The 17,157-nt window shown below is 65.9% G+C and carries 20 protein-coding genes and 1 pseudogene; 8 read left to right on the top strand and 13 right to left on the bottom strand.

The window, feature by feature from the left end:
• Window positions 1–241 precede the first annotated feature (241 nt).
• From era to hrcA, 8 genes are all read right to left on the bottom strand, one after another.
• A complete protein-coding gene (era, locus tag VJV41_RS22480) occupies window positions 242–1,150 on the bottom strand; it encodes a GTPase Era (RefSeq protein WP_325337391.1) in 909 nt (302 codons plus the stop codon).
• A gap of 67 nt (window positions 1,151–1,217) precedes the next feature.
• Window positions 1,218–1,538 (bottom strand): cytidine deaminase, encoded by a 321-nt coding sequence (locus VJV41_RS22475; RefSeq protein ID WP_325337390.1) that lies wholly within the window; start codon window positions 1,536–1,538, stop codon window positions 1,218–1,220.
• Window positions 1,531–2,820: a hemolysin family protein gene (locus tag VJV41_RS22470; RefSeq protein ID WP_325337389.1), complete on the bottom strand. Its 1,290-nt coding sequence runs from the start codon at window positions 2,818–2,820 to the stop codon at window positions 1,531–1,533. Before VJV41_RS22470 ends, VJV41_RS22475 begins: the two co-directional genes overlap by 8 nt.
• The gene (ybeY, locus tag VJV41_RS22465; protein ID WP_325337388.1) at window positions 2,817–3,353 is read right to left on the bottom strand and encodes an rRNA maturation RNase YbeY; all 537 of its coding nucleotides are present in this window, start codon (window positions 3,351–3,353) and stop codon (window positions 2,817–2,819) included. The genes VJV41_RS22470 and ybeY overlap by 4 nt, the downstream gene beginning before the upstream one ends.
• Before the next feature lie 4 nt (window positions 3,354–3,357).
• A complete protein-coding gene (locus tag VJV41_RS22460; RefSeq protein WP_325337387.1) occupies window positions 3,358–4,392 on the bottom strand; it encodes a PhoH family protein in 1,035 nt (344 codons plus the stop codon).
• A gap of 108 nt (window positions 4,393–4,500) precedes the next feature.
• On the bottom strand, window positions 4,501–5,238 hold the full coding sequence (locus VJV41_RS22455; protein WP_325337385.1) for a 16S rRNA (uracil(1498)-N(3))-methyltransferase: 738 nt from the start codon (window positions 5,236–5,238) through the stop codon (window positions 4,501–4,503).
• A 6-nt stretch (window positions 5,239–5,244) separates the two neighbouring features.
• Window positions 5,245–6,387, bottom strand: a complete 1,143-nt coding sequence (dnaJ, locus tag VJV41_RS22450) for a molecular chaperone DnaJ (protein ID WP_325337383.1) — start codon at window positions 6,385–6,387, stop codon at window positions 5,245–5,247.
• A gap of 30 nt (window positions 6,388–6,417) precedes the next feature.
• Window positions 6,418–7,449, bottom strand: a complete 1,032-nt coding sequence (gene hrcA, locus VJV41_RS22445) for a heat-inducible transcriptional repressor HrcA (protein WP_325337381.1) — start codon at window positions 7,447–7,449, stop codon at window positions 6,418–6,420.
• Between the two features lie 145 nt (window positions 7,450–7,594).
• On the opposite strand from hrcA, the gene VJV41_RS22440 reads away from it, so the two are divergent.
• Entirely contained in the window at window positions 7,595–7,930 is a 336-nt protein-coding gene (locus tag VJV41_RS22440; RefSeq protein WP_325337441.1) for a type II toxin-antitoxin system VapB family antitoxin, read from the top strand.
• A gap of 80 nt (window positions 7,931–8,010) precedes the next feature.
• On the opposite strand, the gene VJV41_RS22435 is transcribed toward VJV41_RS22440, so the two are convergent.
• Window positions 8,011–8,634, bottom strand: coding sequence for a DUF998 domain-containing protein (locus VJV41_RS22435; RefSeq protein WP_325337379.1), 624 nt, complete (start codon window positions 8,632–8,634; stop codon window positions 8,011–8,013).
• A gap of 25 nt (window positions 8,635–8,659) precedes the next feature.
• On the bottom strand, window positions 8,660–9,049 hold the full coding sequence (locus VJV41_RS22430; RefSeq protein ID WP_325337377.1) for a hemophore-related protein: 390 nt from the start codon (window positions 9,047–9,049) through the stop codon (window positions 8,660–8,662).
• 104 nt (window positions 9,050–9,153) lie between these two features.
• On the opposite strand from VJV41_RS22430, the pseudogene VJV41_RS22425 reads away from it, so the two are divergent.
• Window positions 9,154–9,628: pseudogene (locus tag VJV41_RS22425) on the top strand (hypothetical protein).
• Window positions 9,629–9,708: 80 nt separating this feature from the next.
• Here VJV41_RS22425 and VJV41_RS22420 read toward each other — a convergent pair.
• Window positions 9,709–10,416: a hypothetical protein gene (locus VJV41_RS22420; RefSeq protein ID WP_325337375.1), complete on the bottom strand. Its 708-nt coding sequence runs from the start codon at window positions 10,414–10,416 to the stop codon at window positions 9,709–9,711.
• Window positions 10,413–10,922 carry a sigma-70 family RNA polymerase sigma factor gene (locus VJV41_RS22415; protein ID WP_325337373.1) on the bottom strand — a complete coding sequence of 170 codons (510 nt, stop codon included), beginning with the start codon at window positions 10,920–10,922 and terminating at the stop codon, window positions 10,413–10,415. Before VJV41_RS22415 ends, VJV41_RS22420 begins: the two co-directional genes overlap by 4 nt.
• Before the next feature lie 162 nt (window positions 10,923–11,084).
• Between VJV41_RS22415 and VJV41_RS22410 the strand changes: the two genes are divergently transcribed.
• Window positions 11,085–11,321 (top strand): hypothetical protein, encoded by a 237-nt coding sequence (locus VJV41_RS22410; protein ID WP_325337371.1) that lies wholly within the window; start codon window positions 11,085–11,087, stop codon window positions 11,319–11,321.
• A 24-nt stretch (window positions 11,322–11,345) separates the two neighbouring features.
• Here VJV41_RS22410 and hemW read toward each other — a convergent pair whose 3' ends face one another.
• Window positions 11,346–12,521, bottom strand: a complete 1,176-nt coding sequence (gene hemW / locus VJV41_RS22405) for a radical SAM family heme chaperone HemW (protein ID WP_325337369.1) — start codon at window positions 12,519–12,521, stop codon at window positions 11,346–11,348.
• On the opposite strand from hemW, the gene VJV41_RS29010 reads away from it, so the two are divergent.
• The 5 genes from VJV41_RS29010 (at window position 12,454) to VJV41_RS22385 (ending at window position 17,030) form a co-directional block, all read left to right on the top strand.
• Window positions 12,454–12,801 carry an Ms4527A family Cys-rich leader peptide gene (locus VJV41_RS29010; RefSeq protein WP_414685022.1) on the top strand — a complete coding sequence of 116 codons (348 nt, stop codon included), beginning with the start codon at window positions 12,454–12,456 and terminating at the stop codon, window positions 12,799–12,801. The genes hemW and VJV41_RS29010 overlap by 68 nt on opposite strands.
• A gap of 118 nt (window positions 12,802–12,919) precedes the next feature.
• On the top strand, window positions 12,920–14,590 hold the full coding sequence (locus tag VJV41_RS22400; protein WP_325337367.1) for a nitrite/sulfite reductase: 1,671 nt from the start codon (window positions 12,920–12,922) through the stop codon (window positions 14,588–14,590).
• Window positions 14,591–14,618: 28 nt separating this feature from the next.
• Window positions 14,619–15,323, top strand: coding sequence for a phosphoadenylyl-sulfate reductase (locus VJV41_RS22395; protein ID WP_325337365.1), 705 nt, complete (start codon window positions 14,619–14,621; stop codon window positions 15,321–15,323).
• Window positions 15,302–16,027, top strand: a complete 726-nt coding sequence (locus tag VJV41_RS22390; protein ID WP_325337363.1) for a sirohydrochlorin chelatase — start codon at window positions 15,302–15,304, stop codon at window positions 16,025–16,027. The genes VJV41_RS22395 and VJV41_RS22390 overlap by 22 nt, the downstream gene beginning before the upstream one ends.
• Window positions 16,028–16,031: 4 nt before the next feature.
• On the top strand, window positions 16,032–17,030 hold the full coding sequence (locus VJV41_RS22385) for a YncE family protein (protein WP_325337361.1): 999 nt from the start codon (window positions 16,032–16,034) through the stop codon (window positions 17,028–17,030).
• Window positions 17,031–17,157 lie beyond the last annotated feature (127 nt).

Raw genomic sequence — 17,157 nt, 5'->3', positions numbered from 1 at the left:
GCCACCTCGCAAAGCCGCAGCCCGTGCAGCACAGCGAGGGATTGCGCCCCGTTATGGATATCGCTTCGCCTTCATACGGTGCTTGTACACCGCATGAAAGGAGTTGGAGCGATGACGCACTGTCGGTATTGCAACCGATTCCGGTTGATCCGCGTGGCCGGTTGCGGCACTTGGCGTTTGGACTGCGGGCACACGTATCTCCCGCTGCCCAGCGAGGCGCAGCGCTGGGCCGCCTACAGCATCAAAAGCCAAGCCGCCCCAGCTGTTTAGGATCGCGCTGCCAATTTTTGGCGATCTTGACCCGCAGATCCAAATACACCTTCGTGCCGAGCAGCTTTTCGATCTGCGTGCGCGCGGCGGTGCCCACCTCGCGTAGCCTGGCGCCGCCCTTGCCGATGACGATGCCCTTCTGACTGTCGCGCTCGACGTAGAGGATGGCGTGCACGTCGATCAGGTCATCGCGGCCGTCGCGCGGGGTGACCTCATCGATGACGACGGCCAAGGAGTGCGGTAGCTCGTCGCGCACGCCTTCGAGGGCGGCCTCGCGGATCAGCTCGGCCATCAGTACTTCTTCCGGCTCGTCGGTGAGCTCACCGTCCGGGTAGAACGCGGGACCCGGCGGAAGCTGGGCGACCAGCACGTCGGTCAGCTCGTCGAGGTTTTCGCTGCGGGTCGCCGAGACCGGAACGATCTCCGTGTCCGGCCCGACGAGCTCGCTGACCGCCAGGAGTTGGACGGCCACGCGGTCCTTGGGAAGCTTGTCGATCTTGGTCACGATCGCGATCAGCGTGGTGTTCGGCGCGATCGCGCGGATCTGCTCGTAGATCCAGCGGTCACCCGGCCCGATCTTCTCGTCGGCCGGGATGGTCAGCCCGATGACGTCGACCTCGGAGTAGGTGTCCTTCACCAACTCGTTGAGCCGTTGACCCAACAGCGTGCGAGGCCGGTGCAGGCCCGGGGTGTCGACGAGGATGATCTGGAAGTTCTCGCGGTGCACGATGCCGCGAATGGTGTGCCGGGTGGTCTGCGGCCGGTTGGACGTGATCGCCACCTTCGCGCCGACGAGCGCGTTGGTCAGCGTCGACTTGCCGGTGTTCGGCCTGCCGACGAAGCAGACGAAGCCCGAGCGGAACGAAGTTTCTGCGCTCATCGCTCGCCGAGACTGCGGGGAGATCCTGTTTTGGGCGCGATTCGCGATCTGTCCGCAGTCTCGAGGCTCATTCGACGACCTTCCCGGCCCGGTCGGTGACGATGATCGCCGCGTCGGCCGACAGCTCACGCACGGCGGCCACCCCGGCGTCGTCGGCCGAGCCGCCGAGGAGAACCGCTGCCTCCAGGCCCGTCACGCCGCTGGACACCGCGGCGGCCACCGCGGCCTGCAACGCGGTCAACTGCAGTGCGTCGAGCGCCACGGGTGCACCAGCGTAGGTGCGGCCGTCGAGGTCACGTACCGCCGCGCCGCTGCTCGCTTCGGCCCGGCCCATCGCTCCGCGGGCCAATACCACCAGCTTCGCGTCCTCGGCATCGAGCTCACTCATCGCTCTCCTCGGGCTTCTCGGTCGGGCTGACCAGGACCGTACCGATCCGCACGCGGCCGCGATGGTCTGGCCCGCCTTCGGCGCGCAGGCGCAGCCCATCCCACGTCACCTCGGCACCCGGCAGCGGGACACGGCCCAGCTCCAAGGCCACCAGTCCGCCGACCGTGTCCACGTCGAGGTCCTCGTCGAACTCGATGTCGTACAGCTCGCTGAGATCCTCGATGGGCAGGCGCGCCGATACCCGAAAATGCTTGTCGCCCAGGTCTTCTACCGGCGCGACCTCGTCGGTGTCGTACTCGTCGGCGATCTCACCGACGATTTCCTCCAGCACGTCCTCGATCGTCACGAGCCCGGCGATCGCGCCGTATTCGTCGACAAGCAGCACCATGTGCACACGGTCGCGCTGCATCTCTCGCAGCAACGCGTCGAGCGGTTTGGAGTCCGGCACGAACACCGCGGGGCGCATCACGTCGGCCACCTCGGTGTCGCGCCCGCCGTTTCTCGAGTAATACGTCTTCTGCACAAGGTCTTTGAGGTAGACCACGCCGACGATGTCGTCGACGTTCTCCCCGGCCACCGGGATTCGCGAATGGCCGCTGCGCACCGCCAACGACGTCGCCTGCCCGGCCGTCTTATCGCTTTCGATCCACACCATCTCGGTACGCGGCACCATCACCTCGCGGGCCGGGGTATCCCCCAGCTCGAACACCGACTGAATCATCCGGCGTTCGTCATCGGCCACGACGCCGCGCTGCTGGGCCAAATCAACGACCTCGCGCAGCTCGATCTCGGAGGCGAATGGACCGTTGCGGAAGCCGCGACCGGGTGTGAGCGCGTTGCCGATCAGCACGAGAACGCGGCTGATCGGGGTGAGCACCACCGAAATAGCCTGCAGCGGAAGCGCGGCAATCAAAGAGATGCTGTAGGCGTTCTGCCGGCCGACGGTGCGCGGGCCGACCCCGATCGCGACAAAGCTGACCACCACCATGATGGCGGCGGCGGAGACGAGACCCCAGCGGACGCCCGTGTAGTCATCTAGGTATGCGGCCAATAGGACCGTCGCGCTCACCTCACACGCGATGCGGAGCAGCACAACGAGATTGATGTAGCGCGGACGCTCGGCCATGATCTTGTGCAGGCGCACCGCACCGGGGCGCTCGTCGCGGACGAGTTCCTCGACGCGGGCTATCGACACCGTGCTGATGGCCGCGTCGATGGCCGCGAACAGCCCACCGAACGCGATGAGCGCGATCGCGGCGAGCAGCTGCCCCAAGCCGGTCACGGCTCGTCGAAGTATCGGGACTTGTCCAGCAGCCGCCGGTCCTTCTCGGACTGGCGATCCTGGTGATACGCCTCGACCTGGTCGGCGACCCACTCCTCGAGCAGTTGGCGCTGCAGGGCGAACATCTCCTTTTCTTCGTCCGGCTCGGCGTGGTCGTAGCCGAGCAGGTGCAGTACGCCGTGCACGGTCAGCAGCGCCAGCTCCTGGCCCAGCGTGTGCCCGGCCGCGGCGGCCTGATCGGCAGCGAACTCGGGGCACAACACGATGTCACCCAGCAGCGACGGGCCGGGCTCGGGCGCATCCGGCCGGCCACCCGGTTCTAGCTCGTCCATCGGGAAGCTCATCACGTCGGTCGGCCCGGGCAGATCCATCCACCGCATGTGCAGGTCGGCCATCGCCGCGGTGTCGAGCAGCACCATCGACAGTTCGGCGGCGGGGTTGACGTTCATCTTGCGGATGACGAAGCGAGCGACGCTGATCAGTTCATCTTCGGAAACGTCGATACCCGATTCATTGGACACCTCAATGCTCACGGGGTCACCTTCGCGGACGGGTGCCCGACGCACGCCGCTGCGCCCGATTCATCAATGCGGGCTCCTCGGATTTGGCGTAGGCATCCACGATCTCGGCGACCAGCCGGTGGCGCACGACGTCGGCGCTGGTGAGTTCGGCAAAGTGGATGTCGTCGATGCCTTCCAGAATCCGCATCGCGGCGCGCAGCCCCGAGTTGGCCCCGCCGGGCAAGTCGACCTGTGTGATATCGCCTGTCACAACGACTTTCGAGTTGAACCCTAGCCGTGTCAGGAACATCTTCATCTGCTCGCCGGTGGTGTTCTGGGCCTCGTCGAGAATGATGAACGAGTCCGAAAGCGTCCTTCCCCGCATGTACCCGAGCGGCGCGACCTCAATTACGCCGGCGCTCATCAGCTTCGGGATCAGCTCGGGGTCCATCATGTCGTGCAGCGCGTCGTACAGCGGCCGCAGATAGGGATCGATCTTCTCGCTGAGCGTGCCTGGCAGGAAGCCAAGGCGCTCACCGGCTTCCACGGCCGGGCGAGTCAGGATGATTCTGTTGACCTGTTTGGTCTGTAATGCGTTGACGGCCTTGGCCATTGCCAGATACGTCTTGCCAGTGCCCGCAGGCCCGATGCCGAAAACGATGGTGTGCGCGTCGATCGCGTCGACATAACGCTTCTGGTTCAGCGTCTTTGGCCGGATCGTCTTACCGCGCCGCGACAGGATGTCGAGCGTCAGCACCTCGGCAGGCGACTCGTTGCCGGTGCCGGTGAGCATCGCCACGCTGTGGCGTACCACGTCGGGTTTCAGTGCTTGGCCGCTGGCCACAATTGCGATCAGTTCGGAAACAACTCGCTCGGCCAGCGCCACGTCCGCAGGCTCACCGGAGAGGGTGAGCGCGTTGCCACGCACGTGGATATCGGCGGCCAGGATGCGCTCAAGTGCACGCAAATTCTCGTCGGCGGAACCGAGCAGGCCCACGACGAGGTCGGGCGGAACATTGATGCTGCTTCGAACCGGCGCGTCCGAGTCAGCGTTAGTCTCGCTGGGCGTCACGTGGGGCTTTCTGCCTGCTTTCTGAGTTCTGGCCTGGTGGTTTGCTCTCGAACATCCAGTTTACCGCCGGCGCCCGACGCATCCCAATGCTTAACCATGCAGGCCGACTCATAACCACCGCGGCGTCAAAACGCCCAGCGCACCCAACGCGACCGCGGCGGCCGTCGATGTCCGCAACACCGTCGGACCGAGGCGCACCGGCGTCGCGCCGGCATCGGCCAAGGCGGCGATCTCGTCGTCGGCGATTCCGCCCTCCGGCCCGACGATGAGCATCAGCGAATCCGCTTGCGCCACGGGCACTTCTGCCAACGGCGCCGTCGCGGACTCGTGCAGGACGAGCACCGTCGCATTGTCATCGCGCACACGCTTCACCAACTCCGCCGTCGACACCACACCGGTGACCGGCGGGATGCGTGCGCGACGCGATTGGCGTGCGGCCGAGCGGGCCACCGCGCGCCAGCGCCGTAATCCCTTGTCCATCCGGGCACCGTCCCAGCGGGCGACACACCGCGACGCCTGCCAGGCGATGAACGCGTCCGCTCCAGCTTCGGTGGCCAGCTCGATGGCCAGCTCCGAGCGATCGGATTTCGGCAGCGCCTGCACGACGATGACCGGCGGGGCGGCTTCGGGGACGGTGGAACGGTCAAGGACGCGGGCTGACAGCCGGCCTTTGCCGACGTCCTCGATGACACAGTGCGCGAGCGTTCCGGCGCCGTCGCTCAGGTCGAGTTTCTCGCCGGGACGGATCCGCCTGACGTTGGCCGCGTGAAAGCCCTCGTCGCCGTCGACCACCGCGATGTCACCGACGGGGGGCAACGTGTCGACGTAAAACAGCGCGTCGGTCACAACCTGTTATCGGCCGGTGAAGGTTTCGCGCAGCCGGCTGAAGAATCCGCTACCGGTCGACGTGCTCTGCGTCGAGCGCACCCCGGCGACATCACGTGTGCGATTTTCCTTGAGCTTGCGCAGCAGCTCGATGTCCTCGTGCTCGAGCCGGGTCGGAACCTCGACCTCGACGTGCGCGTGCAGGTCGCCGCGCACTCCCGACCGAAGATGGGGCATTCCGTGGCCACGCAGTGTGGTGACGGCGCCGGGCTGGGTACCGGCGGGGACGGCGATGTCGATTGGGCCGTCGATGATCCCGTCAACGCTGACCGTGGTGCCCAGTGCGGCGTCGACCATCGGCACCGCGATGGTGCAATGCAGGTCGTCGCCGTCGCGGACGAAGATCTCATGCGGCTTCTCGTGCACCTCGACATACAGGTCGCCTGCGGGCCCACCGCCCGGGCCGACTTCGCCCTGCGCAGCCAGCCTCACCCGCATCCCGTCCCCGACACCGGCTGGGATCTTGACGCTGATGTCGCGTCGTGCGCGCACCCGGCCGTCGCCGCCGCAGCGGTGACATGGATCGGGGATGACCTCGCCGATCCCTCCGCACACCGGGCACGGCCGCGACGTCATCACCTGGCCGAGTAGCGAGCGCTGGACCGTCTGGATCTCGCCGCGGCCACCGCACGTGTCACATGCGACCGGCGTCGAGTTGCCGTGGGTGCCCTTGCCCTGACACAAGTCGCACAGCACCGCCGTGTCGACAGTTACCTGCTTGGTCACGCCGGTGGCGCATTCCTCCAGGTCAAGCCGCATCCGCAGCAGCGAATCCGAGCCAGGCCGCACGCGCCCGATCGGTCCGCGCGAGGCGGTGCCGCCGCCGAAGAAGGCCTCGAACACGTCGCCGAGACCACCGAATCCGCTGAAACCGTTGCCCGCGGCGGCGGCCGACTCCAGCGGGTCGCCGCCGAGGTCGACGATGCGCCGCTTCTCCGGATCGGACAGCACCTCGTAGGCGACGCTGATCTCCTTGAACCGTGCCTGCGCCTCTTCGTCGGGGTTGACGTCGGGGTGCAGCTCACGGGCGAGCTTGCGGTAGGCGCGCTTGATCTCCGAATCACTCGCGCCTCTGCTCACTCCGAGCAGCCCGTAGTAGTCGCGTGCCACGCTGACCTTGCCTGCCTGTTCCGTGCCGGGTTACCGGCTGCCTAAGACTTCACCTATATAGAGAGCAACCGCAGCGACATTAGCGATAGTTCCCGGATAGTCCATCCGGGTGGGGCCCAGCACACCCATGCCGCCGTACACCTTGCCCCAACTGCCGTATGCGGTGCTGACCACCGACGTGCCGACCATCTCCTCGGCTTCGGTCTCATGCCCGATGCGAACCGTGACCTTGCCGGCCTCTTGCTGCGCCGCGAGCAGCCGCAGCACCACGACCTGTTCCTCGAGCGCTTCGAGAACCGGCCGCAGTGAGCCGCCGAAGTCGGCGGTGTTGCGGGTCAGATTCGCGGTGCCGCCCAGCAGCAGCCGCTCCTCGCTGTGCTCGACGAGCGTCTCGACAAGCACCGTCGCAGAGCGCCCGACGGCGTCAGGAAACCCGCCGTGGCCGTTGAGGTGTGAGGCGAGGTCCGACACCGCGACCGATGCGGCCGCCAGCGGTTTGCCTTCCAGCGCCTGGCCGAGCAGGTCCCGAAGCTTGGCAACTTCATGTTCGTCGAGGGCATCGCCGAGCTCGACGATGCGCTGATCCACTCGGCCCGTGTCGGTGATCACGACGAGCAGCAGCCGGGCCGGCGTCAAAGCCACCACCTCGAGGTGCCGCACCGTCGACGTCGACAACATCGGGTACTGGACGATCGCGACCTGACGGGTCAGCTGGGCCAGCAACCGCACCGCGCGGCGCAGCACGTCGTCGAGGTCGACGCCCGATTCCAGGAACCCCAGGATCGCGCTACGTTCTGCGGCCGAAAGCGGCTTGATGTCGTCGAGCCGATCGACGAATTCGCGGTAGCCCTTCTCGGTGGGCACGCGGCCCGAGCTGGTGTGCGGCTGAGTGATGTAACCCTCCGCCTCGAGGACCGCCATGTCATTGCGAACGGTCGCGCTCGAGACGCCGAGATTGTGTCGCTCGACGAGCGTCTTGCTGCCGATCGGCTCCTTGGTGGCCACGAAGTCGGCGACGATGGCACGCAGCACCTCGAAGCGACGATCGTCGGCACTACCCACTGTTCACCTGCCCTTCTCAGCTAGTCAGCGTTCATTTTACGGTCATCATCAGCGCTGATACCGCGCGAGCCGTCCTAGGTGTGGCGAACCCGCTGGTTGGGACTAGCCTTTGCAGGGTGAGCCGGGCCTCCGAGAGATCAGCGCGATGATCTTCAAAGGTGTGCGCGAGGGCAGGCCGTACCCCGATCATGGGCTCTCCCACCGGCAATGGGCGCAGATTCCGCCGCGGCAGATCCGCCTCGACGAGTTGGTCACGACCACGACCGTGCTCGCGCTGGATCGGTTGCTCTCCGAGGATTCGACGTTCTACGGCGACCTTTTCCCTCACGCGGTCAGGTGGAAGGGAATCGTCTACCTAGAAGACGGGTTACACCGCGCCGTGCGCGCCGCGCTGCGGAACCGGACGGTGCTACACGCGCGGGTGTTCGATATGGACATGCCGTCCCCAGCTGGCGCGTGGGCCCAGGCGCAGCAGGCGTAGTCGGCTCGGGGGACAATCATTCCCAAGCCGTCAGCGATTGTTGACGCTTTCCGAAAGCATGCACCCGCAGGCTGCGAGCCTCATCCTTTGCGCGCCCCCAGCAAGAGGAATCCGGTGAGTATCTGCCAGGCCAGGATGGAGTAGACGCTGCCTCTCTCCAAGGCTCCGGCGGGCAGGCCGGTTTTCGACGTAGCGATGCTCAACAGCAACATGCAGACGAACCCCACCACCGCGATCACCAACGAGACCACGCGATAGCCCCGGGCTGTGATCGCCTGCCGAATCGCCGACGAGCCGACGACGATCGCGGCGTTGCCTCCCACGATGACGAGCACCGCCCCGACGACGTGCAGCCCCGCGTATCCCGCGGCGACCAGCGCCGAGCCGCCATGGGCGATCGCGACGAGGATGTTTCCGACGGCATTCGCCACGGCCAGCCAGACGAACAAGCGCCCTCGTCCAAGTGCCCTGGTGATCACGACAGCACCAGCCAGGAAAGCCAAGCCCTGGACCCAGAACGCGCTGTTCATCAACGCTGCCTTGGGCGACCACGCAGGCACGCCGAGGTCGCTGATGTAACCGTGTGCGTAGCTATACGACGGCACCACAGCGGCAGCGGCCATCGCCTCGAACGCAAGGAAGATCAGTGCGGCCGCGATCCACAGCACGCCGGCAACGCTGAGCCCACGCCGTGGAGTCGTCACGACCACCTACCGTAGGGCAACGCCTCTATTCAGCCGAGTTACCCGCGCACCTCACGCTGTTCAAACGGCCCCGCGGCACGATCAGCGTGTGCTTGATGACGCGGATCCGATTGGAGAAATGCATGAGCGTAATACGAAGGACAGCAATGCATGTCGCGGCGATCCGCACCGGCATCTGTATCTTCTGCTGACCTTCCGGCGTGTTCTGCTTCTGTTCGATCGTCGTGCGCCACTGGAGATTTTCGTCCAGGCGCCGCTGCAGCAGCTGCTTGCGATGATCGGCCGGCAGGGCAATGAAGTTCTGCAGTTTGGTTTGCGCCTGCGGGTTTTGGTCGAGGGCGGCCGCCAAATCCAGCGCTGCCGACCCGATGCCCGTTGACAAGGACGCGGCGGCTACCGGGCCACCGAACGCCATCGCGGCTCTCACAGACAACGAATCTGTCATGGCCCCATCAGCGACCGTGTTTGGTCAGCGCTAGGACGGTAGCGTGAGTTCATCGGTGATTGGAAAGGATGGCCATGGACCTGTCGGGAGTCGGGGTGTGGAGTTCTCAACTGCGATACGGCCACCCCGCCAAGTCGGCCGAGGCCGCAGCTGAGTTAGAGGAACTCGGCTTCTCCGCGCTGTGGATTCCCGACGTCGGCGGACCGGTGTTGGACTCAGTGGCCCTTCTGCTTCCCGAGCAGGCAGTCCTGCTCACAGACAGCCGCGACGCACCGCGCCGTCGGAACTGATTGGCTCCGTAGGTATCTCGCGCTGCCGAACTATGCCAACAACCTTCTACGCTCCGGGTTCACCCAGGATGACCTGGATTCGGTCAGCGACGGATTGTTCGACGCGATCATCGCATGGGGCGACGAGGACGCCGTCGTGCAGCGGGTGAATGAGCATCGCGCAGCCGGCGCCGACCACGTCTGCGTTCAGGCGCTCGCCACCGACCCTCTGGAATTCCCGCGCGAACAGTGGCGCCGCCTGGCCGCCGCTTTGACGTAGCGGAACCAGATACGGCGCCTAGCACGCTGCCACGCTCCCGGACAGCGATGAAATCGGTGCCTGGTTGGTGCGCAGCGGGCTTACCGCAGCGTGGTGATCGCCAACGGCTCGTTGCTGCCGGTCACCCGGATGTCGACCGTGCGGATCTGCGAGGTCGGGATGCTCGTCGCCGCCGACAATCCCTTCGCCTCGTCCCCGGCTGGCTTCCACGAGCCGACCGCAGCCTGGACGCCGTCGTGCGTCGTCACGACGATGTCGTAGCTCTTGACGTTCCTCGACCAGTCCTTGGTGTATTCGCAGGCCCAGTTCAGCTCGGTGCCCCACTTCTTTTCGTTGACAGCCAGCTGCGCAGTGAGTCCTCCGCGCGGGGTCGGCTGCATCTCCTGCATCGCGACGGTTTCCACCGGCGCGGTCGTCTGCGCAAAGATCGTCGCTCCCACGATGCCCCCGGCGATCAACAGCGCCGCCGCCGAGGCCACCGCGGCCGCTAGCCACGTGCGCCGGGACCGCCGCTTTCGTTGGGCCGCCGCCTGTGCGAGCGAAGCCACGTTGTCATGCCGATCGTCGGATGGTGGTGCGCCCGCAAGGTCGGTCAACGCGACCGCCTCGTCTCGGCTGAGCGCGTTGAGGATGCCGGGCATACCCGCGAGCTCAGTCAGCTCAGTGGCACGGGCGGGGTTGGCCGCCAGATAGCCTTCGTAGGTGCGCCGCTCCTCGAGGCTCAGCGCGCCAAGGACATACGCGGCGTCCCATTCGGCAAGGTCGTCGTCGGGCTTGAAGTTCGTCACCGGACAACCCCCCTTTCTTGCAACGCAATTCGCAACGCGCGAAGCGCATAGTGCAGCCTGGATTTAACGGTGCCCTCCGGAATCTGCTCCTGCTGCGCAATGTCGGCGACCGTTTGGCCCAGATAGTAGGCGCGCACAATCGCGGTGCGGTGGTCCTCCGATAGCGACAGCAATGCATCGGAGAGGATCCACTTGTCGAACGCCGGTCCGATGGCGTCGGGCGACGGTCGTTCGGGAACCATGTCGGTTCGCAATTCGCGGGTGTAGCGCGCGCTGCGGCGATCGTCGATCACCAGGTTGCGGGCGACGGTGAACAACCACGCCCGAATCGAATCGCTGGGCTGCTCCAACACTTCCGGCTTGCGCCAGAGCCGAAGAAGCGACTCCTGCACGACGTCTTCGGCGAATGGCATATCGCCTCGGGTCAACCGCAACACGTACCGCAACAGCGACTGGCTGTGGGCGTCGTGAATTGCACGCAGCAGGTCGGCCTGTTCTTCAGTCATGACTCATGCCCCGCGCATCCCTTGCTTTTAGTCGGCCTCTGTAGACCACAACGATGCGGCATCGGTGAACCGTTCAACGCAATTTTCGCCGATTGGCGCCAGTCGAGCAGAGTGTGCGAACGGCAACACAATCCGACGGCACGTCGCCTCCGAATAACGAGCATGAAGCGACGCTCGGCTCGAACCAGGACCACCTATCTGGTCCGCGACCGCCTGCACGCAGAGCGCACCGTCCGAGTGCCGGCCCACGAGATCGCCGCCACCATGTCTCGGTGGTTGGCCGAGTTGGGAGCTCACAGCCCACTTGTCGAGGACCTCGAGCGCGCGGTGCGCACCGGCGATTGGCTCACGGCCTGCGGCATTTCTGAGTATTTGTCCGTTGACGTCTCGATCGCCTGACGACACGGCGCGCCACTCGTTTGATTAGTCGAGCAGTGTGCGGATCACGCCGTCGGCCAGCAGTCGGCCGCGGTCGGTCAGCACCAACCGGTCGGCGTGGCGTTGGAGTAGACCGTCGTCGATCGCCGTCTCGGCGCGCCCGCGTTCGGCCTCGCTCAGCAGCGCCACCGGCAGGCCGTCGCGCAACCGCACCCGCAGCATCACGTCCTCGATGTGCCGCGTCGCCACGTCGAGCCGTTCGAAATCCGCGACGGGCAAATGCCCGTCAGCCAACGACTGGGCATAGGCGTTGGGGTGCTTGGCATTCCACCACCGCATCGACCCGACAAAGCCATGCGCACCCGGTCCGGCGCCCCACCATTCGCCGCCGTTCCAGTAGCCCATGTTGTGGCGGCACTCGCCGCCGGGGCGGCTCCAGTTGGACACTTCGTACCAGCCAAGGCCCGCCGCTGACAGCCGCGCATCGAGTAGCTCGTAACGCCGCGCCAGCACCTCGTCGTCGCTCATCACGATCTCGCCGCGCCGGACCCGGCGCGCCAGCGCGGTTCCGTCCTCGACGATCAACGCATAGGCGGAGACGTGGTCCACACCTGCTTCGAGCGCCACGTCGACAGAGCGCAGCAGATCGTCGTCCGTCTCCCCCGGTGTGCCGTAGATCAGATCGAGGTTGACGTGGTCGAAGCCCGCCGCGCGTGCTTCTTCCGCTGCGTCGAGTGCCCGGCCCGGCGAATGCACCCGGTCCAGCACGGCCAGCACATGCGGGGCCACCGACTGCATGCCGAGCGACACCCGGGTGAATCCTGCCGCCCTCAACTGCTCGAACAGGCGCGGCGACGTCGACTCCGGATTGGCCTCCGTGGTGACCTCGGCCTCCGGCGCCAGGACGAAATGGGCGCGGACCGCGTCGAGCACCGCCGTCAGGCCGGCCCCGCCCAGCAGCGACGGCGTTCCACCGCCCACGAAGACGGTGTCCACTGCGGGTGGCGAGCCGAGCCGGGAGGCCGCGAGCTGCAGTTCGACCCGCAGAGCCGCCAGCCAGCCGTCTGGGTTCGCGCCGCCCAGCTCAGCCGGTGTGTAGGTGTTGAAGTCGCAATATCCGCAACGCGTGGCGCAGAACGGAACATGGATATAGATGCCGAACGGTCCGCCCGGCCTGGCGATCAGGTCGGGCAGCGCAGCTGGCGCCGTTCGGACGGTCATGCATCCAGTTTCCCAGACCGCGGTCACCCAATATCTGGCCCGAACGTTCCGTACCGCTCGAAAAATCTCCGTAACTTCGAGCGGTACGGAACGTTCGCCCGGGCTCGCAGCGGGTTTTGCTCACTGTGAGCGCAAATCTCCCCCGGTTAGGGCTGGTGCGAGTATCCGTGGCACAATTGGCGACGTGATCGCCGCCCGCAGCTTCCAGCGTCGTGTTTCGTTGGTGGCGCGGCGGCATGTCGACTTCAAGCGCGTTTGTACCTGTTGTTGTCTGCCTTGATGCGCTTGATCTAGAGGACCCAGCCCACCCCGAAACTTCAGCTGGCCGCCGGATCTGCGCCGCCGGACAGCCCAACCGGTGATTGCGCGCGATCCGGCTCCAATAAGGAGCCAATCTCATGACCACCGCAAAGCCGGTCAAGCGCCCGCGTGGCGAGGGCCAGTGGGCCCTTGGTTATCGCGAGCCGCTCAACCCGAACGAGCAGTTCAAGAAGGATGACGACGCGCTGAACGTGCGCGGTCGCATCGTCGACATCTACTCCAAGCAGGGTTTCGAGTCCATCGACAAGCAGGATCTGCGCGGTCGGATGCGGTGGATGGGCCTCTACACGCAGCGCGAGCAGGGCTACGACGGCACGTGGACCGGTGACGAGAACGCCGACATCCTCGAGGCCTCCTACTTCATGATGCGGGTGCGTTGCGACGGCGGCGCGCTGACCACCGCGGCGTTGCGCACGCTGGGCGAGATCTCGACCGAGTTCGCGCGCGACACCGCCGATATCAGCGACCGCGAGAACGTGCAGTACCACTGGATCCAGATCGAGGACGTCCCGCAGATCTGGGAGCGGCTGGCCGCGGTCGGTCTGCAGACGACCGAGGCCTGCGGCGACTGCCCCCGCGTGGTGCTGGGCTCGCCGCTGGCCGGCGAGGCCCTAGACGAGGTGCTCGACCCGACCTGGGCCATCGACGAGATCGTTCGCCGCTACATCGGCAATCCCGAGCTCTCCAACCTGCCGCGAAAGTTCAAGACCGCGATATCGGGGTTGCAGGACGTCGCACACGAGGTCAATGACGTCGCGTTCATCGGCGTCAATCACCCCGAGCACGGGCCGGGCCTGGATCTGTGGGTGGGCGGCGGGTTGTCGACCAATCCGATGCTGGCCCAGCGCGTCGGCGCGTGGATTCCGCTCGAGGAGGTGCCCGACGTCTGGGAGGGCGTCACCTCGGTGTTCCGCGACTACGGCTACCGGCGGCTGCGGGCCAAGGCGCGGCTGAAGTTCTTGATCAAGGACTGGGGCATTGAGAAATTCAGGGAAGTTCTCGAACAGGAGTACCTTGGCCGCAAGTTGATCGACGGCGCGGCGCCCGAGCCCGTCAAGCATCCGATCGACCATGTCGGTGTGCAGAAGCTGAAGAACGGCATGAACGCCGTCGGAGTCGCGCCGATCGCGGGCCGGGTGTCCGGCACCATCCTGACCAAGGTGGCTGACCTGGCCAAGGTCGCCGGTTCGGACCGCATCCGGTTCACCCCGTACCAGAAGCTGGTCATCTTGGATGTGCCCGATGAAAAGGTGGCCAAGCTCGTCGAACAGCTGGACGCGCTGGGGCTGCCGTCAAGCCCGTCGCATTGGCGCAAGAACCTGATGGCCTGCACGGGCATCGAATACTGCAAGCTGTCATTCGCCGAGACCCGCAACCGCGCGCAGGTGCTGGTGCCTGAGCTCGAGAAGCGGCTCGAGGACATCAACGCCCAGCTCGACGTGCCGATCACGGTGAACATCAACGGCTGCCCCAACTCGTGCGCCCGCATCCAGGTCGCTGACATCGGATTCAAGGGGCAGATGGTCGACGACGGCAACGGCGGTTCGGTCGAGGGCTTCCAGGTTCATCTGGGCGGCAGCCTGGGCCTGGACAGCGGTTTCGGCCGCAAGCTGCGCCAGCACAAGGTGCTCTCCACCGAGCTCGGCGACTACATCGACCGGGTTGTTCGCAACTTCGTGAAACAACGCGAGCAAGGCGAGCGTTTCGCTACGTGGGCAGTGCGAGCAGACGAGGCGGATTTGCGATGAGCGCTTGCGCGAAGAGCAGAGGACACAGATGACAGAAGTGATGACCGAGGCAGAGCTGCAGCAGCTGGCCGCGCGCGGCGCGGCCGAACTCGCGGGCGCCAACGCGAACGACCTTCTGCGCTGGACCGATGAGAACTTCGGCGGCAATTACATCGTGGCGTCGAATATGCAGGACGCGGTGCTCGTCGATCTCGCTGCGAAGGTCCGCCCCGGTGTCGATGTGCTGTTCCTGGATACGGGTTACCACTTCGTCGAGACCATCGGCACCCGCGACGCGGTCGAGGCGGTCTACGACATCAACGTGGTCAATGTCACGCCGGAGAACTCCGTGGCCAAGCAGGACGAACTATTCGGCAAGGACCTGTTCGCCCGCGAGCCCAACGAGTGCTGCCGGATGCGCAAGGTCGAGCCGCTGGGCAAGGCGTTGCGCGGCTACTCCGCATGGGTGACGGGCATCCGCCGCGTCGAGGCGCCGACGCGCGCCAACGCGCCACTGATCAGCTGGGACAAGGCTTTTGGGTTGGTGAAGATCAACCCAATCGCGGCCTGGACCGACGAGGACATCCAGAACTACATCGACGCCAACGATGTGCTCGTCAATCCCCTTGTGTTCGAGGGTTATCCGTCGATCGGCTGCGCGCCGTGCACCGCGAAGCCCGTTGAGGGCGCCGATCCGCGCAGCGGCCGGTGGGCCGGCTCGTCGAAGACGGAATGCGGTTTGCACGCGTCGTGACGCTGATATTGGCCGCCCACGGTAGCGCCGACCCGCGGTCGGCGGCGGTGACACATGCGGTCGCCGGCCGGATCCGGCGGCTGCGGCCCTGGCTCGACGTCCGTCCCGCATTTCTCGAGCAGACCACGCCCAACCTCCACGACGTTCTGGGCGCTGTGCCCGCCCGCGGCGTCGTGGTGCCGTTCCTTCTCGCCGACGCGTACCACGCCCGCATAGACATCCCCGCCCTGATCGAGGAGTCTGGGGCCGCGGTGGGGCGGGCAGGGGTGCTTGGTGAGGATCCGGCGCTGTTGTCGGTGTTGAGGCAACGATTGTCCGAGATCGGAGTGTCGCCGGATGACGAGACGCTCGGCGTGCTCGTCGTCGCGGTGGGCTCATCGAGCGACGCGGCCAACGCGCGGACCTCGACGGTGGCGCGCGCGTTGAGTGCCGGGACCCGCTGGGCGGGCGCCGAAGTCGCGTTTGCGACGGGTCCGCATCCGGGCATTGCGGACACCGCGGCACATCTCTCCGCGAATGGTGCCGAACGTCTGGTGATAGCTCCGTGGTTCTTGGCGCACGGTTTGATCACCGACCGGGTAGCGACCTACGCTGCCGCGCACGGCATTTCAATGGCCGAGCCGCTGGGCTCGCACAACCTCGTTGCCGCAACGGTGCTGGACCGTTTCGACGCGGTGGCCGCCGAGGATCGCGCGGCCGCCTGAGCCGATGTTGGCCAGGCTGCTGCAGGCACTGGTTATCGTCGCGATGATCGCGACGGGATGCGCCCATCACGCGTCTTCACAACCGCTGCCCCTGCGTCCCGTCGGGGATATTCCACTGCCAGGAGACAACTCGCGGTTCGACTACGCGAGCCTCGATGCTCAACGCGGATCACTGTTTGTCGCACATCTGGGCGCCAGCGAAGTCATCGAAATCGATGTTCACGCTGGCCGAGTGGTGCGAACAGTGCCGAACCTCTCGCAGGTGCACGGCGTGTTGGTTGTCGGGTCCTTGAACCGCGTCTACGCCACGGCTACCGGCACCAATCAGGTTGTCGCGATCGACGAGAGCACCGGTACAGAGATCGGACGGGCGCAAACGGGTGAATATCCCGACGGGCTGGCCTACGACTCACGTCGCAACGCGATTTGGACGACGAATGAAGTGGCGGGGACTGAAACCGTCCTCGACGCCGCCACATTGCAGCTACGGGGCACCGTGGAACTCGGCGGTGAAGTTGGCAACGTCGGCTATGACTCGTCCACCGATCGGATGCTGGTCGCCGTACAGGGCCGAAACGATGTGGCCGTCATCGATCCCGGGATATTGACCGTCGAAAGGCGGGTGGCACTATCGGGGTGTGAACATCCACACGGGCTGACGATCGATCCGTCCAGCGCGGTGGTATTCGTGGCTTGCGATCAGAACGCCACGCTGGTCACGCTCGACGAAAAGACCTGGCGTCTTGCCGGTTCCAGCCAGGTCGGTGACGGCCCTGACGTCCTCGCATACGACGGCAATGCGCGCCGGCTGTACGTGGCCGCCGAAAGTGGCACCGTCACAGTGTTAGACCTTCGCGATCGCGCATTGACGTCGGTCGGTTCGGGCCGTCTGGCCGACGGCGCTCACGTTGTGGCCGTCGATCCAAACACCCACCGAAGCTACTACCCGGTACCCGACGGCGCCGACGGGCGACCAGGCCTGCTGATCCGCGTGCCTAGCTGACCAGGCCTTTGCCACCGCCATCGCATACGGACGAGTGGCGGAGCTCACGCATAGTCGAGGACTTTGTGCCCTGGGTGCAGATACCCCATGGGGTATCGTCGAGGCTGCTGTCACATACCCCCGGGTG

Origin of the sequence: Mycobacterium sp. (assembly GCF_035274705.1) — a bacterium.
Classification (GTDB): Bacteria; Actinomycetota; Actinomycetes; order Mycobacteriales; family Mycobacteriaceae; genus Mycobacterium.
The sequence above is the reverse complement of the archived record's forward strand: the minus strand, read 5'-3'. Positions and strand labels throughout refer to the sequence as shown.

Bases quoted from the DNA above. Each gene is read 5' to 3' on its own strand.
- era (WP_325337391.1), bottom strand. From the start codon at position 1,150: ATGAGCGCAGAAACTTCGTTCCGCTCGGGCTTCGTCTGCTTCGTCGGC.
- VJV41_RS22475 (WP_325337390.1), bottom strand. From the start codon at position 1,538: ATGAGTGAGCTCGATGCCGAGGACGCGAAGCTGGTGGTATTGGCCCGC.
- VJV41_RS22440 (WP_325337441.1), top strand. From the start codon at position 7,595: ATGATCTTCAAAGGTGTGCGCGAGGGCAGGCCGTACCCCGATCATGGG.
- VJV41_RS22430 (WP_325337377.1), bottom strand. From the start codon at position 9,049: ATGGCGTTCGGTGGCCCGGTAGCCGCCGCGTCCTTGTCAACGGGCATC.
- VJV41_RS22415 (WP_325337373.1), bottom strand. From the start codon at position 10,922: ATGACTGAAGAACAGGCCGACCTGCTGCGTGCAATTCACGACGCCCAC.
- VJV41_RS22410 (WP_325337371.1), top strand. From the start codon at position 11,085: ATGAAGCGACGCTCGGCTCGAACCAGGACCACCTATCTGGTCCGCGAC.
- VJV41_RS29010 (WP_414685022.1), top strand. From the start codon at position 12,454: ATGCCGAACGGTCCGCCCGGCCTGGCGATCAGGTCGGGCAGCGCAGCT.
- hemW (WP_325337369.1), bottom strand. From the start codon at position 12,521: ATGACCGTCCGAACGGCGCCAGCTGCGCTGCCCGACCTGATCGCCAGG.
- VJV41_RS22400 (WP_325337367.1), top strand. From the start codon at position 12,920: ATGACCACCGCAAAGCCGGTCAAGCGCCCGCGTGGCGAGGGCCAGTGG.
- VJV41_RS22395 (WP_325337365.1), top strand. From the start codon at position 14,619: ATGACAGAAGTGATGACCGAGGCAGAGCTGCAGCAGCTGGCCGCGCGC.
- VJV41_RS22390 (WP_325337363.1), top strand. From the start codon at position 15,302: ATGCGGTTTGCACGCGTCGTGACGCTGATATTGGCCGCCCACGGTAGC.
- VJV41_RS22385 (WP_325337361.1), top strand. From the start codon at position 16,032: ATGTTGGCCAGGCTGCTGCAGGCACTGGTTATCGTCGCGATGATCGCG.